The 13760-nt window shown below is 64.4% G+C and carries 13 protein-coding genes; 9 read left to right on the forward strand and 4 right to left on the reverse strand.

Annotated elements, in window-relative coordinates; genetic code table 11:
• A partial coding sequence (locus ACNPAA_RS13635; RefSeq protein WP_156133343.1) for a transposase occupies positions 1-156 on the reverse strand: 156 nt, incomplete at its 3' end.
• A 79-nt stretch (positions 157-235) separates the two neighbouring features.
• Between ACNPAA_RS13635 and ACNPAA_RS13640 the strand changes: the two genes are divergently transcribed.
• Together ACNPAA_RS13640 and ACNPAA_RS13645 are read left to right on the forward strand one after the other, a co-directional pair.
• Positions 236-895 carry a hypothetical protein gene (locus tag ACNPAA_RS13640; RefSeq protein ID WP_010673556.1) on the forward strand — a complete coding sequence of 220 codons (660 nt, stop codon included), beginning with the start codon at positions 236-238 and terminating at the stop codon, positions 893-895.
• A gap of 62 nt (positions 896-957) precedes the next feature.
• Positions 958-2157 (forward strand): transporter, encoded by a 1200-nt coding sequence (locus ACNPAA_RS13645; RefSeq protein ID WP_417891821.1) that lies wholly within the window; start codon positions 958-960, stop codon positions 2155-2157.
• Positions 2158-2336: 179 nt separating this feature from the next.
• Here the strand turns inward: ACNPAA_RS13645 and ACNPAA_RS13650 are convergent, their stop codons facing one another.
• Both ACNPAA_RS13650 and puuR read right to left on the reverse strand, forming a co-directional pair.
• A complete protein-coding gene (locus tag ACNPAA_RS13650) occupies positions 2337-3614 on the reverse strand; it encodes an NAD(P)/FAD-dependent oxidoreductase (protein ID WP_417891822.1) in 1278 nt (425 codons plus the stop codon).
• A gap of 49 nt (positions 3615-3663) precedes the next feature.
• Positions 3664-4272, reverse strand: a complete 609-nt coding sequence (gene puuR / locus ACNPAA_RS13655; protein WP_029314011.1) for an HTH-type transcriptional regulator PuuR — start codon at positions 4270-4272, stop codon at positions 3664-3666.
• Between the two features lie 309 nt (positions 4273-4581).
• On the opposite strand from puuR, the gene ACNPAA_RS13660 reads away from it, so the two are divergent.
• The 5 genes from ACNPAA_RS13660 (at position 4582) to ACNPAA_RS13680 (ending at position 11096) form a co-directional block, all read left to right on the forward strand.
• A complete protein-coding gene (locus tag ACNPAA_RS13660; protein WP_052815272.1) occupies positions 4582-6045 on the forward strand; it encodes an NAD-dependent succinate-semialdehyde dehydrogenase in 1464 nt (487 codons plus the stop codon).
• A gap of 232 nt (positions 6046-6277) precedes the next feature.
• Positions 6278-7567 carry a 4-aminobutyrate--2-oxoglutarate transaminase gene (gene gabT, locus ACNPAA_RS13665; RefSeq protein WP_042014742.1) on the forward strand — a complete coding sequence of 430 codons (1290 nt, stop codon included), beginning with the start codon at positions 6278-6280 and terminating at the stop codon, positions 7565-7567.
• Between the two features lie 233 nt (positions 7568-7800).
• Positions 7801-7938 carry a hypothetical protein gene (locus tag ACNPAA_RS13670; RefSeq protein ID WP_010673549.1) on the forward strand — a complete coding sequence of 46 codons (138 nt, stop codon included), beginning with the start codon at positions 7801-7803 and terminating at the stop codon, positions 7936-7938.
• The gene (locus ACNPAA_RS13675) at positions 7938-9281 is read left to right on the forward strand and encodes an APC family permease (RefSeq protein ID WP_053288234.1); all 1344 of its coding nucleotides are present in this window, start codon (positions 7938-7940) and stop codon (positions 9279-9281) included. Before ACNPAA_RS13670 ends, ACNPAA_RS13675 begins: the two co-directional genes overlap by 1 nt.
• A 471-nt stretch (positions 9282-9752) precedes the next feature.
• Entirely contained in the window at positions 9753-11096 is a 1344-nt protein-coding gene (locus ACNPAA_RS13680) for an APC family permease (protein WP_039039328.1), read from the forward strand.
• Positions 11097-11171: 75 nt separating this feature from the next.
• Here ACNPAA_RS13680 and ACNPAA_RS13685 read toward each other — a convergent pair whose 3' ends face one another.
• Positions 11172-11564, reverse strand: coding sequence for a hypothetical protein (locus ACNPAA_RS13685; RefSeq protein WP_029314009.1), 393 nt, complete (start codon positions 11562-11564; stop codon positions 11172-11174).
• A 251-nt stretch (positions 11565-11815) separates the two neighbouring features.
• Here ACNPAA_RS13685 and ACNPAA_RS13690 point away from each other — a divergent pair, with 251 nt between their 5' ends.
• Positions 11816-12970: a Na/Pi symporter gene (locus tag ACNPAA_RS13690; protein ID WP_202042178.1), complete on the forward strand. Its 1155-nt coding sequence runs from the start codon at positions 11816-11818 to the stop codon at positions 12968-12970.
• 141 nt (positions 12971-13111) lie between these two features.
• A complete protein-coding gene (locus ACNPAA_RS13695; protein ID WP_010673545.1) occupies positions 13112-13582 on the forward strand; it encodes an FKBP-type peptidyl-prolyl cis-trans isomerase in 471 nt (156 codons plus the stop codon).
• Positions 13583-13760 lie beyond the last annotated feature (178 nt).

Consider the following 13760-nt stretch of genomic DNA (forward strand, 5'->3'; position numbering starts at 1 on the left):
AAGGTCTCGCCAAGGAGCTCCGGTGTGGAGTATCCAGAGAATGCCATCGAGCACTTGGCGCGGTTCACGGGTAGGGCGCCCGATCAGGCTTCGAGAAGGAAACTGGGGCTCGATAAGCCCCCATTGTGCATCAGTCAGCTGATAACGGCGGGACACGGAATGGATCTTAAGCTGTTGAGAAGATGTGAGATTATATCCTCATCACTTTAAGAACACAGCCTAATGTGAGGTCATCATGAATACCCGACCCGCCCTATGCCTCCTCTGCAGCCTGGGTGGCATCGCCTCTCCGCTGCTGGCAGCACCGGACCCGCTGGCCCATCTGTCAGACCACTTTGCGCCCGAACTGGCGGACGGGGAGCTGGCCCACCTGCGCGGCCGCTATGTCAGCAGCCATGGCATCAGCTACTTCGGCATCGAGTTCATCTCGTCACTGACCACGGCCCAGGCCCAGCAGACGGCGGCCATGAACCTGGCGCTGAGCATTGTGCAAAACAAACCCAAGCTGGATGTGCGCGTCAAGGATGAGGTCAAGCCCGCGGCCACACCCGCCAAGGAGGCCCAGGTGCAGGGGGCCGGGCTGGTGCAGGTCGTTCAACTGGAGGGGAGCGGCAACAGCTCGGTCAACCAGACCGGTATTGAACTGACCACCCCGACCATGACGGGACACCTGGTTCAGGCGGGCAGCTACGAGCACCAGGGCGATCTTGGCACCGCCACTTATCGGGTCTCGGGGAATTATGCCGGCTTGCAACTACACTCTTCCGACGGCCGGGTCCTGCTGGAGCAGAGCCTGCGCGGTACCGACTTCAGCCGAGGGCTGCTGCAGTTCAACAAGGTCAGGGGGGACGGTTTGCAGACGCTCAATCAGACCCGCATCTGGTTTTCGCGCTGAGCACCGGTGAGCCCGGGGGCTGAACCATCAGAAAGGATGATAAACAACAAGGACGTATCCCGATGAAACAGTCTCGCATGCTGTTGATTGCCCTCGCCCCCTTCGCCTGCTGGGGGGCCACGGCCGAGGAGGAGGCCCTGCAACAACAGCTGGATCTCCTGCGCCAGCAACTGATCCAGCAAAATCAGGCCCTTCATCAGCTCCAGGCCCGCCTGGAGGCCGTCAAGGCCGCCGGTGCCACGACGGCAACCGCCGGGGTCGGAGCCGGGGCCGCCGTCGCCTCCACCCAGCAGGACGCCTCACGGCGCACGCCGGAAGTCGGCCGCAGTACCGAAGACCTGATGATCGAACAGCACAATGTGTTCGACCGCGCCCTGACCGTCGATGTGGGCCTCTCCTACCAGCACTACAACCGCAAGGATCTCGCCCTGCGCGGCTTCCTCGCCCTGGACGCCATCTTCCTTGGCGAAATCAACCTGGATCGGGTGCGCTCCGATCAGTGGACGGCGGATGTCATCACCCGCTACACCCTCAACGATCGCTGGCAACTGGAGCTGGCCCTCCCCTACATGTTCCGCAACACCAACTACCAGAGCACCGGCAAGGAGAACTCCAGCCGCGACTTCGAGGAGCAGAGCGTCAGCGATGGCGGTCTGGGGGATCTCAGCCTCGCCATCTACTACAGGGTCATGGCAGAGAGCGAGGATTGGCCGGATCTGGTGTGGAACTTCCGGGCCAAGGCGCCGACCGGCAAGGATCCTTACGGCATCGAGATCAACACCTCGGAATCGGGCAACCTGGTGACCCCCAAGGAGCTCGCCACCGGCAACGGGCTCTGGCAGCTCTCTACCGGCTTCTCCCTGGTCAAGACCATGGATCCCGCCATCCTGTTTGCCAGCCTCAACTATGGCCACAGCCTCAAGCAGGACTTTGACGATATCTCCTACCAGCCCGGCAACCAGCCCGGCAGTATCCAGCTGGGGGACTGGTATGAATATGGCCTGGGGGTCGCATTCGCCCTCAACGAACGCTTCAGCCTCTCCTTCAACATCAACCAGCGCGTCACCATGGAGTCCGAGCAGGGGTCCGAAGGCTTTTCCATGGAGAAGGTCACCGGCTCCGATGCCAACGCCGCCAGCTTTGGCATGGGGTCGACCTGGGCCATTACCGACAACCTCTCCATGGCGGTCAACTGGTCTGCCGGGCTCACCACGGACGCACCGGACTACACCATCGGGATCCGCTTCCCCTACCGCTTCTAGCCCCGTCAGGGCCCGGGCAGGTTGACGACAAAAAAACGAGGGAGGCATAACGCCTCCCTCTTCTTGTTGTCGCAGTCGACCTGGCTCGCCCCCTTGAACCCTACTTGCCGCCGCGCTCATGGGACGATGGCATCGGAGGGCGCCCCGCACCATACCACCCTGGCGGGCCACCGGTGTCATCACACCCCCAGGCGATCGCGCAGGGTGTACCAGGCGGCGCCGGCGGCGGTGAAGGGGATGCGCAGCAGGCGGCCCCCCGGGAAGGGGTAGTGCGGCAGCCTGGCGAACGCATCGAAGCGCTCCGCCTGACCGCTCAGCACCTCGGAGAGCAGCTTGCCCGCCAGATGGGTACAGGTGACGCCGTGGCCGCTGTAGCCCTGCATGTAGTAGATGTTGTGACCGATGCGGCCAAACTGCGGCAGCCGCGACAGGGTGAGCAGGAAGTTGCCGGTCCAGGTGTACTCCACCTTGACGTCTTTGAGCTGGGGGAAGGTCTTGAGCATCTTGGGGATGATCAGCCGCTCGATGTCCGCCGGATCTCGCGCCCCGTAGACCACGCCGCCGCCATAGATGAGCCGGTGATCGCCGGAGGTGCGGTAGTAGTCGAGCAGGTAGTTGCAATCCTCCAGGCAGTAGTTTTGCGGCAGCAGCGAGCGGGCCCGCTCCTCCCCCAGCACCTCGGTGGCGATCACCTGGGTGCCGCAGGGCATGCTCTTGCCGGCGAGCTCGGGCACCAGGTTGCCGAGATAGGCGTTGCCCGCCACCACCACGAAGCGCGCCTTCACCGCCCCCTTGGCGGTCTTGACCAGGGCGGGTTGACCCGGCGTGATGCTGGTGACGGCGGACTGCTCGAAGATAAGCCCCCCCTGCATGCGGATGGCTTCCGCCTCCCCCAGCGCCAGGTTGAGGGGATGGATATGGCCGCCGCTCTTGTCCAGCAGGGCGCCGACGTAACGATCGCTCGCGACCACCTCGCGCACCCCGTCGGCATCGAGCAGCTCCAGCTGGTCGTTGCCCCACTTCTCCCAGCGCGCCTTCTGCGCCTTGAGTTCGTGAAGCTGCTTCTCGGTCTCGGCGGCAAAGACCCCGCCCTCCTGCAGATCGCACTGGATGTTGTAGCGTTTGATCCGCTCGCGGTTGATCTGGCCCCCCTCAAACAACATGGAGCCGAGCAGCCTGGCCTGATCCGGCGGGCAGTTCGCTTCGATGGTGTCGATGTCGCGGCTGTAGGAGTTGACGATCTGGCCGCCGTTGCGGCCGCTGGCGCCAAAGCCGACTCGCGCGGCCTCCAGCACCACCACCTTGTACCCCTTCTCCACCAGATGCAGCGCACTGGAGAGGCCGGTGTAGCCTGCGCCTATGACGCAGACGTCGCACTCCAGCTGCTCGGTGAGCGTGGGATAGGGCGCGTGTTTGTTGGCACTGGCTGCGTAGTAACTCTTTACATGTTCGGTCATGATCCCTGTTTCCTTACCGGTTCGTTTCCAACACAACGGGTTGTTCACATTAAAAGCTGGCCGGGGTGTGGGCGCTGACGATGCGGCAGACCTGCCCCGAGGGATTGCTGAAACTGTGGGGCTCGCCGGTGTCGATGACATAACTGTCCCCGGCGCACAGTTCATAGGTCTGGCCGGCCAGGGTCAGCAACACCGACCCTTCCAGCACGGTGCCCACCTCCTCCCCCTGATGCTTCACCACGCCGCCGGTGTCGGTGCCGGGGGCATAGGTCTCCAGCATGAAGCCGAGCTGGCGCCGATTGTTGCCGTTGTGCACCAGCTTCATGGAGACCCCCTGGCTGCCAAGCTCGATGAGCTGCTCCGCCTTGATCACCACGCTGGGCGTGCTCGCCACCTCCTCTTCGGCGAAGAAGCGCGACAACGGCAGCTCGTAGACGCTCAGCAGCTTTTGCAGGGAGGCCACCGAGGGGCTCACCTTGTTCTGCTCTATCATGCAGATGGCGCCGTGGGTCAGGCCGCTCAGCTCCGCCACCCGGCGCTGGGAAAGCCCGAGCTCCCTGCGGATCCGGGCGAGCCGCTCCCCCATGTTTCTCTCGTGCTCCGCCAGGGGGTTGTCCGTCATGGTCCGCCACCGGACCTCGCCACGGGATTGCTCCATCGCCCACCTCCTTCCATGGTCATTCGAATACCTGGGGCCGACTGGTCAATATAGTAAGTCAGGCACGTCAGCCCCGTTCACTATCCTGCACAACCCAGGGCGTTCATTATTTTGCACACCCTGCGCAATGAAAACCGCTACAATCGCGCTCGCAGCCCCATTTCTAGCATGTAACGCCCAGTTCACTCAAATATATTTAACACTTGAAAAACATTTCGGCTCATTTTATGGTCGTTACGTGCTTATTATTCTATACGGCGGTGCCCACATAAACGCGCCACCCAGACCCACTATCGAGGCCCCTTACTTATGTCAGCATCACAACCTGCTCTCTCCCTGATCAAATCCCTGGCCTATGTCGACGGCCGCTGGTGCGAGTCCCTGGGCGGGCGCCGGTTCGAGGTCCTGAACCCGGCCACCGGCCAGATCATCACCCAGGTGCCCGACATGGACGGGGAGGATACCCGCCTCGCCATCGCGGCGGCCCACGCGGCGCAACCCGCCTGGGCGGCCCTCACCGCCAAGGAGCGCAGCAGCAAACTCTACGCCTGGTTCGAGCGCATCATGGCCAACCAGGAGGAGCTCGCCCGTATCATGACCTGCGAGCAGGGCAAGCCGCTGGCGGAAGCCAAAGGAGAGGTGGCCTACGGCGCCAGCTTCATCCAGTGGTTCGCGGAAGAGGGCAAGCGTGCCTATGGCCGCACCATCCCCGGCTTCTCCGCCGATCGGCGCCTGGCCACCATCAAGCAGCCGGTGGGGGTCGTGGCCGCCATCACCCCCTGGAACTTCCCCATCGCCATGATCACCCGCAAAGCGGGTCCGGCGCTGGCCGCCGGTTGCACCATCGTCATCAAGCCCGCCGCCGAAACGCCCCTCTGCGCCCTGGCGCTGGCGGTACTGGCGGAGCAGGCGGGCATTCCCGCTGGGGTCATCAACATCGTCACCTCCCATCAGGCGAGCGCGGTGGGCAACGAGCTGTGCAGCAACCCCGTGGTGCGCAAGCTCTCCTTCACCGGCTCCACCCGCATCGGCAAACTGCTGATGCGCCAGTGCGCCGACACCATGAAGCGCCTCTCCCTGGAGCTTGGCGGCAACGCGCCCTTCATCGTCTTTGACGACGCCGACCTCGACGCCGCCGTGGCCGGGGCCCTGGCGTCCAAATACCGCAACGCCGGCCAGACCTGCGTCTGCGCCAACCGCATCCTGGTGCAGGCCAGCGTCTATGACGCCTTCGCCGAGAAGCTCGCCGCCGCGGTCAAAGCCTTCAAGGTCGGGGACGGCATGGGCGAGGGCGTCCAGATCGGGCCCCTCATCAACCCGGCCGCCGCCAGCAAGGTGGCCGAGCTGGTGCAGCAATCGGTCGCCGCCGGTGCCCGGGTGCTGGTGGGGGGCGACGCCCACCCCGCCGGTCCCCTCTTCTATCACCCCACCATCCTGACCGGGGTCACCCGGGGCAACCCCATTCTGGACGAGGAGATCTTCGGGCCCGTCGCCCCTCTGGTGCGCTTCGAGACGGAAGCCGAGGCCATTGCGCTTGCCAACGACACCCCCTATGGCCTGGCCGCCTACTTCTATGGCCGCGACATCGCCCGGGTGTGGCGGGTGGCCGAGGGGCTCGAATACGGCATGGTGGGGATCAACGAGGGGATCATCTCCACCGAACTGGCCCCCTTTGGCGGGATCAAGGAGTCGGGACTGGGCCGGGAAGGGGCGGCCGAAGGGCTGGAGGAGTACCTGGAGACCAAATACCTCTGCTTTGGCGGCATTCGCTGAGGGGAGTGAAGGGGCAATCGCATCGTTAAAACAGATGCGTTATGACACAGCCCATCGCTTTTACAGATAGAAAGAGGGGGCCGCCGGTCACGACCGAGCGCCTTGTGGGCCCTGAGGGCACATCGGGGGCCCCCTTTTGCGAACAGGCCGCCCTGCCCGAGGGCAGTTGGCGGCACACATATGGCCAGATGGCACAGGAACAGCGGGGGCCCATGCCCCTCAGGGAGGAAAGATGAGTCATTCAAGCAACAACCAGCAGTGGCAGGCCCGCCGCGAAGCGGCCGTGGTCCAGGGGGTCGGCACCCTGCTGCCGGTCTTCATCGACCGGGCGCACAACGCCGAGCTGTGGGACGTGGAGGGCAACCGCTACATCGACTTTGCCTCCGGCATCGCCGTGCTCAACACCGGCCACAACCACCCCAAGGTGGTGGCGGCGGTGCGCGAGCAGCTCGAGAAGTTCAGCCACACCTGCTTCCAGGTCACCCCCTACTCCGGCTATATCGAGCTGGCGGAAAAATTGAATGCCCTGGTGCCCGGCCCCACCCCCAAGCGCACCCTCTTCCTCTCCACCGGCGCCGAGGCGGTGGAGAACGCCATCAAGATCGCCCGCGCCCACACCGGTCGCAGCGGCACCATCGCCTTCAAGGGGGGCTTCCACGGCCGCACCATGATGGGCATGGCCCTCACCGGCAAGGTGGTGCCCTACAAGACCGGCTTCGGCCCCTTCCCGGGGGAGGTATATCACCTCCCCTTCCCCGCCGACTACCTGGGAGTGAGTGAAGACGATGCCCTGGCCGCGCTGGACCTCTGCTTCAGCGCCGACATCGAACCCACCCGGGTGGCCGCCATCATCATCGAGCCGGTGCAGGGGGAAGGGGGCTTCTACCCCGCCTCCGCCAGCTTCATGCAGCGCCTGCGCCAGGTGTGCGACCAGCACGGCATCCTGCTCATCTGCGACGAGATCCAGACCGGTTTCTGTCGCACCGGCAAGACCTTCGCCACCGAATACAGCGGTGTCGAACCCGACATCATGACGCTGGCCAAGAGCCTGGCCGGCGGCTTCCCGCTCTCTGCCGTGGTGGGCAAGAGCGAAGTGATGAACGCCGCCAAGCCCGGTGGCCTGGGGGGCACCTACGCCGGCTCCCCCATCGCCTGCGCCGCCGCCCTGGCGGTGCTGGAGGTGATCGAGGAGGAGCGCCTGAACCAGAAGGCCCTGGCCCAGGGGGAGCAGATCAAGGCTCGCCTGCACCAGCTGGCGACACGGTTTGACTGCATCGGCAACATCCGCGGCCCCGGCGCCATGGTGGCCATGGAGCTGGTGAAGGAGGGAGATGCCGCCAGACCGGACCCGGATCTCACCAAGCGGCTGGTGGCCGAGGCGGGCAAGCGGGGGCTGGTGCTGCTGGCCTGCGGCGTGCGTGGCAACGTGATCCGTTTCCTCGCTCCCCTGACCGCCCCGGCAGCCATCGTCGACGAGGGACTCGACCTGCTGGAGCAGGCCCTGTCCGCCTCCCTGGCCTGATCCGGAAGACCGCGTTCGCCCACGTGCAAAAAAATGCGTTTTTGCTCCCTTGATATGCTTGTCAAGGGGGCATCACGAATGCACAATGCGCCGCCGTATTCAAGGACCGTCCGCTCATCGGAGCCCGGTTCTTTTTTTGCGCCAAACAAATCCATAACGAGGCCGGAACAGACCGGAAATGATAACGAGGTGGCACGCCATCTCACGACACCCGCTTCTTAGTGAGGAACTCCATGGGGCATATCATCGCTTTCCTGCCGGCCCGCGCCGGTCTGCGCCATCCGTCCGCATCCCGGACTGGCGCCCCCACCGTGCAGGATGACCTCACCGTCAGCCTGATCCCGTCAGCCTGCCTGCGGGGGATCGCCTGATGCACCCGCACCCCGCCGGTCTGAAAAAAAGCCTGAAACTCTGGCACGTGGTCATCATGGGGCTGGCCTATCTCACCCCCATGGCGGTGTTCGACACCTTCGGCATCGTCACCGAAATCACCGAAGGCCATGTGCCGACCGCCTACCTGCTCGCCCTCATCGGCATGCTGTTCACCGCCATGAGCTACGGCCACCTGGTGCGCAAGTTCCCCTCGGCAGGCTCCGCCTACACCTATGCCCAGAAGGTGTTCCACCCCTATGTGGGTTTCATGGTGGGCTGGGTCTCCCTGCTCGACTACATGTTCATGCCCATGATCAACATGCTGCTGGCCAAGATCTACATGGAGGCTCTCTTCCCCGGCGTGGCCCCCTGGACCTACATCCTGGCCCTGGCCGCCGTCATGACCTTCCTGAACCTGCGGGGCATCAAGCTGGTGGCGAACTTCAACAGCCTGATCGTCATCATGCAGTTCAGCATCATCGCCGTCTTCATCGGCCTCATCGCCTGGGGCGTGAGCCACGGCGAGGGCCTCGGCACGGTGGCGAGCAGCCGCCCCTTCTTCTCCGAGCAGATGCACATCCATCCCCTGCTGACCGGCGCCTCCATCCTCTGCCTGTCGTTCCTCGGGTTTGACGCCATCACCACCCTGTCGGAGGAGACCCCGAACGCGGATCGGGTGATCCCCCGGGCCATCGTGCTCACCGCCCTCATCGGCGGCGTGCTCTTCATCTCGGTCTCTTACTTCCTGCAGCTCTTCTTCCCGGACATCTCCCGCTTCCAGCAGCCGGATGCGGTGCTGCCGGAGATCGCTCTCTATGTGGGTGGCAAGCTGTTCCAGGCGGTGGTGCTGGTCTGCACCACGGTGGCGGTGCTCGCCTCGGGGCTCGCCTCCCACGCCGGGGTGTCGCGCCTGCTCTACGTGATGGGCCGGGATCGCGCCCTGCCGAGCCGCGTCTTCGGCTACATCCACCCCACCTGGCAGACCCCGGCTCTCAACGTGCTGCTGGTGGGCATGCTGGCCCTCTCGGCGGTGGTCTTCGATCTGGAGATGGCGCTGGCGCTGATCAACTTCGGCGCCCTGGTGGCCTTCACCTTCGTCAACCTGGCGGTGATTGCCCACTTCTATCTCAGGCTGGGTCACAACAAGACCCTGAAGGATCACCTGCTGTTCCTCGCCTTGCCCCTGTGCGGCGCCGCCTGCATCGGGGTGCTCTGGCTCAACCTGGAGCCCGCCTCCTTCGAGCTGGGGCTGATCTGGGCCGCCCTCGGCGCCATCTACCTGCTGCTGCGCCTCACCGTGTTCCGGGTCCGCCTCGGCCGCCCCGAGCAGGACGCCTCCTGAGCGAAACCGGCGCCCCCAGGGCGCCGGTTTCACATGGCGGCAAAGCAGGGTCCCGCCTGATGACAAGGTTGTCATCGACTTTCCGGCAGCGGTGGCGAAGTGATCGCTCACGGGGGGAACAAATTCCCCGCTGGCGGCCTTTTTCGCTTGTCTCCTCCCCCCCCCTGAGGGCACAATACGGCGCCCCTTGAGAGCCGATGTTTCAACAACATCGGTTCTTTGCTTTTCTGGGGCACACCACCATTCACCAAGAGGCCGGCCATGTGCCGGAATTGATACCCAGATTGCCAAGCAATCTCCCGACGTTGTGAGGAAAAACATGGGGCATTTCACTGCTTTCCTGCCGGTCCCCGCCGGCGTGCGCCACGCATCTGTGCCACAGATGGGCGCCCCCTGTGTCCAGCGACGCGTTTCCGCGTCCCTGATCCCGTCCCATCTCGCCCACGGGGCCTGTGCAGAGGAGAAAGCGTGATGGCCGGTGCCAAGCTGCTCAAGACCCTCACCCTGTTCCAGGTCGTGGTGATGGGTCTGGCTTACCTCACGCCCATGGCGGTATTCGATACCTTCGCCATCGTCGGTGACATCACGGATGGTCGCGTGGCCACCGCCTACCTGCTGGCGCTCGGCGGCATCCTGCTGACCGCGTTCAGCTACGGCCACCTGGTGCGCCGCTTCCCGTCCGCAGGCTCCGCCTATACCTATGCCCAGAAGGTGTTTCACCCCTATGTGGGCTTCATGGTGGGCTGGTCTTCCCTGCTGGACTACATGTTCATGCCGATGATCAACATCCTGCTGGCCAAGATCTACCTGACCGCCATGTTCCCCACCGTGGAGCCCTGGATCTTCATCTTCGGTCTGGTGACCGTGATGACCTTCCTGAACCTGCGCGGCATCAAGCTGGTGGCGAACCTCAACGGCTTCATCGTCTTCATCCAGATCGCCATCATCGTCACCTTCCTCGGCCTCATCGCCTGGGGCCTGAGTCACGGTGAAGGGGCCGGCACCCTGATGAGCAGCCGTCCGTTCCATGTGGAGTCTGCCAGCATGCTGCCGCTGTTTACCGGCGCCACCATCCTCTGCTTCTCGTTCCTGGGCTTCGACGGCCTGAGCTCCCTCTCCGAAGAGACCCCGAATGCCGGCAAGGTGATCCCCCGCGCCATCGTGCTGACGGCCCTCATCGGCGGCATCATCTTCGTCACCGTCTCCTACAGCCTGCAGCTGTTCTTCCCGGATCTGGCCCGCTTCAAGGAGCCGGACGCCGTGCTGCCGGAGATCGCCCTCTACGTGGGTGGCACCCTGTTCCAGAGCGTGGTGCTGGTGTGCACCACCGCGGCCGTGCTCGCCTCCGGCATGGCGGCCCACGCCGGCGTGTCGCGCATCCTCTACGTGATGGGGCGCGATCGCATGATCCCGGAGCGGGTGTTCGGCTATATCCACCCCACCTGGCGCACCCCGGCCATCAACGTGCTGCTGGTGGGGGCCCTGGCCCTCTCCGCGGTCTCCTTCGATCTGGACATGGCCCTGGCCCTGGTGAACTTCGGCGCCCTGGTGGCCTTCACCTTCGTCAACCTCTCGGTGATCGGCCAGTTCTGGGTGCGCGAGAAGCGCAACAAGAGCCTCAAGGAGCACCTGCTGTTCCTGGTGCTGCCGCTGCTGGGGGCCGCCACCATCGGCGCCCTCTGGATCAACCTGGAGCAGAGCTCCCTGGAGCTTGGCCTCATCTGGGCGGGGATCGGGGTCACCTACCTCTTCCTGCGCCTCGCCGTGTTCCGCATCCCCTTCCGTCAGTACGAGGAAGCGGCCGACGGCCAGTAAGGCGGCACACACGCCCAAACAGAAGGGGAGCCCATGGCTCCCCTTCTTGCATTCAGACGTCCGGTGCGCGGACCCTCACCCCTGATTGAGCACGGCCGTGGCGGCCGCCTTGACCGGATCCCTGGTCACGGCGTTGACATCCTTGCGGGTCTGGTTGACCTTGTCCTGCGCCTGCTTCACACCGGCACTCTGCTTGTTCAGGGCCGCATTGGTGTGCTGCCTGGTCTCTTTCAGTCCCGCCGTCTTCTTGTCCAGCACGTCCGTGGTGTGTTTCTTCACCTCGGCATTGGCCTTCTCCTTCTGCTTGCGCACCAGCTTGTCGGCATCGCAGTTGCCCTTGACCCCCAGGGTGGCGTTCATCGCCTCGTTCCTGACCGCCTTGTCGAGGTTGCACTCGGACTTGAACACGCTGGCCTGCGCACCGGCAGACAGCAGACCCAGGGAGAGGCACAAAACCCATGCACGCATCATCACTTCCTCAGTTTCAAGACAGGAAAGTCCGGCAGCATATAACCCTGGGATCCCAGTGCAAGGGCGGGGGCCGGTGATGAGCCGGATGGCGTCATATCGGCGTTTGCTCCGACACCTTTTGTCTGCGACGCCCCCTGCCGCCCTGTCACCAAAGCATCATAAAAGTGTCACGTTGTCATATTTCTGTCATGGAGCCTTGTTGTAATGCGCCCGTCCATTTTCAACGCAGAACGACCCCAAGAGGCCATATGCACAGCACCGCATCTTCCGCACCCCAGCAGATCCGTCGTCCCGGCCCCCTGTTCAACTGGCTCGCGGTGATCACGCTGATCTACCTGATCCTGGTCGCCGTTGGCGCCGTCTCCCACGGCTTCAAGGGCTTCTCCGGCGGCGCCGAGGGCGCGGCCCAGATCTTCGCCTTTGCCAACAACCCCTTCGTCGCGCTGCTGCTCGGCATCCTGGCCACCGCCCTGGTGCAATCCTCCAGCACCGTCACCTCGGTGATCGTCGGCCTGGTGGCAGGGGGCCTGCCCATGGCCATGGCCATCCCAATGGTGATGGGGGCCAACCTCGGCACCACCATCACCAACACCATCGTCTCCCTGGGGCACATCCGGGACAGAGGCGAGTTTCGCCGCGCCTTCGCCGCCGCCACCGTGCACGACTTCTTCAACCTGCTGGCGGTCTTCATCTTCCTGCCCCTGGAGCTGATGTTCGGTCTGCTGCAAAAGAGTGCGGAAGGGATTGCCAGCCTGCTGCTGGGCTCCGCCGACATGTCGATGAAGGGGATGGATTTCATGAAGCCCCTCATCTCCCCGTCCCTGGAACTCATCGACGGTGCCGTCGCCTTCCTGCCGGGCAAGGGGGGCGCCATCGCCACCATTCTCATCGGGATTCTGCTCATCCTGTTCTGCGTCACCGCCCTTGGCAAGGTGCTGCAACAGGTCATGGTGGGCCGTGCCAAGGAGCTGCTGCACAAGGCCCTGGGCCGTGGCCCGCTCACCGGCATCGCCTCCGGCACCCTGGTCACCGTGATGGTGCAGTCCTCCTCCACCACCACCAGCCTGATGATCCCCCTGGCGGGAGGCGGCGTGTTCAGCACCCGCCAGCTCTATCCCTTCACCCTGGGGGCCAACATCGGCACCACCATCACCGCCCTGCTGGCCGCCACCGCCATCAGCGGTGCCGGTGCCCAGCTCGCCCTGACCATCGCCCTGGTCCACGTGCTGTTCAACCTCTTCGCCGTGGTGCTCATCTACGGGGTGCCCTTCCTGCGGGAGCTGCCCATCAAGGCCGCCGAAGCCCTGGCCCGGGTCGGCAGCGAGAACAAGCTGCTGGCGCTGGGTTACGTGGCCGGGCTCTTCTTCGCCCTGCCCGCCCTGATGATGGTGGCCGTCAAGTAACCCCGCGGCGGGGGCACTCAGCTGCCCCCGCCCCCTTGCCCGCCAGGTCACATCCCGGGGCGCCTCCCCTCGCCCTCTCCCCCTGGCTGGGATAAGATGCCCCCTCACTCGCACTCTGATTTCAAGGAACAGGAAAACCCGATGAAATTCATTCTGATAGCCCTGCTGATCGCCGGCGCCGCCTACTACTTCTACTCCAGCAGCAACAACCGGAAGCTGGCGGAAGAGAACGTGCGCAAGGGGGCCGAGTTCCTCGCCAGCAACCAGGAAAAACCCCTGGTGACCACCACCGCCTCCGGCCTGCAGTACGAAGTGCTGACCCCGGGCACCGGCACCGTTCACCCCACCGCCACCAGCAAGGTGAAGGTGCACTACGAGGGCAAGCTGCTGGACGGCACCGTGTTCGACAGCTCCGTCGCCCGTGGCGAACCCATCGAGTTCGGCCTCAACCAGGTGATCAAGGGTTGGACCGAAGGGGTGCAACTGATGGTGGAAGGGGAGAAGACCCGCTTCTACATCCCCGCCAACCTGGCCTATGGCGATCGCGCCGCCGGCAAGATCCCGCCGGGCTCAGTCCTCATCTTCGACGTGGAGCTGCTGGGCATTCAATAAACCCGCCCTGGGCCCGCGTTGATCTTGGAGGCGGCGCTGCGGGGCATCCCGTCAGAGGCCACGTCCGACGGACCCTGATCACAACGCCGGCGCACTGCGCCGGCGTTGTCGTTTCTGCCCCGGTCTCCCTCGCCCTGATGCCAGACTATCAACCAAAAGTGAAGAGTGCTTATCCTTA

It is taken from the genome of Aeromonas sp. PS2Canimalfood6 (assembly GCF_048276795.1).
In the GTDB taxonomy this organism is placed as follows: Bacteria; Pseudomonadota; Gammaproteobacteria; order Enterobacterales; family Aeromonadaceae; genus Aeromonas; species Aeromonas caviae.

Excerpts from the sequence above, each read along its gene's own strand:
- ACNPAA_RS13640 (WP_010673556.1), top strand. The coding sequence starts at position 236 with ATGAATACCCGACCCGCCCTATGCCTCCTCTGCAGCCTGGGTGGCATC.
- ACNPAA_RS13645 (WP_417891821.1), top strand. The coding sequence starts at position 958 with ATGAAACAGTCTCGCATGCTGTTGATTGCCCTCGCCCCCTTCGCCTGC.
- ACNPAA_RS13650 (WP_417891822.1), bottom strand. The coding sequence starts at position 3,614 with ATGACCGAACATGTAAAGAGTTACTACGCAGCCAGTGCCAACAAACAC.
- puuR (WP_029314011.1), bottom strand. The coding sequence starts at position 4,272 with ATGGAGCAATCCCGTGGCGAGGTCCGGTGGCGGACCATGACGGACAAC.
- ACNPAA_RS13660 (WP_052815272.1), top strand. The coding sequence starts at position 4,582 with ATGTCAGCATCACAACCTGCTCTCTCCCTGATCAAATCCCTGGCCTAT.
- gabT (WP_042014742.1), top strand. The coding sequence starts at position 6,278 with ATGAGTCATTCAAGCAACAACCAGCAGTGGCAGGCCCGCCGCGAAGCG.
- ACNPAA_RS13670 (WP_010673549.1), top strand. The coding sequence starts at position 7,801 with ATGGGGCATATCATCGCTTTCCTGCCGGCCCGCGCCGGTCTGCGCCAT.
- ACNPAA_RS13675 (WP_053288234.1), top strand. The coding sequence starts at position 7,938 with ATGCACCCGCACCCCGCCGGTCTGAAAAAAAGCCTGAAACTCTGGCAC.
- ACNPAA_RS13680 (WP_039039328.1), top strand. The coding sequence starts at position 9,753 with ATGGCCGGTGCCAAGCTGCTCAAGACCCTCACCCTGTTCCAGGTCGTG.
- ACNPAA_RS13685 (WP_029314009.1), bottom strand. The coding sequence starts at position 11,564 with ATGCGTGCATGGGTTTTGTGCCTCTCCCTGGGTCTGCTGTCTGCCGGT.
- ACNPAA_RS13690 (WP_202042178.1), top strand. The coding sequence starts at position 11,816 with ATGCACAGCACCGCATCTTCCGCACCCCAGCAGATCCGTCGTCCCGGC.
- ACNPAA_RS13695 (WP_010673545.1), top strand. The coding sequence starts at position 13,112 with ATGAAATTCATTCTGATAGCCCTGCTGATCGCCGGCGCCGCCTACTAC.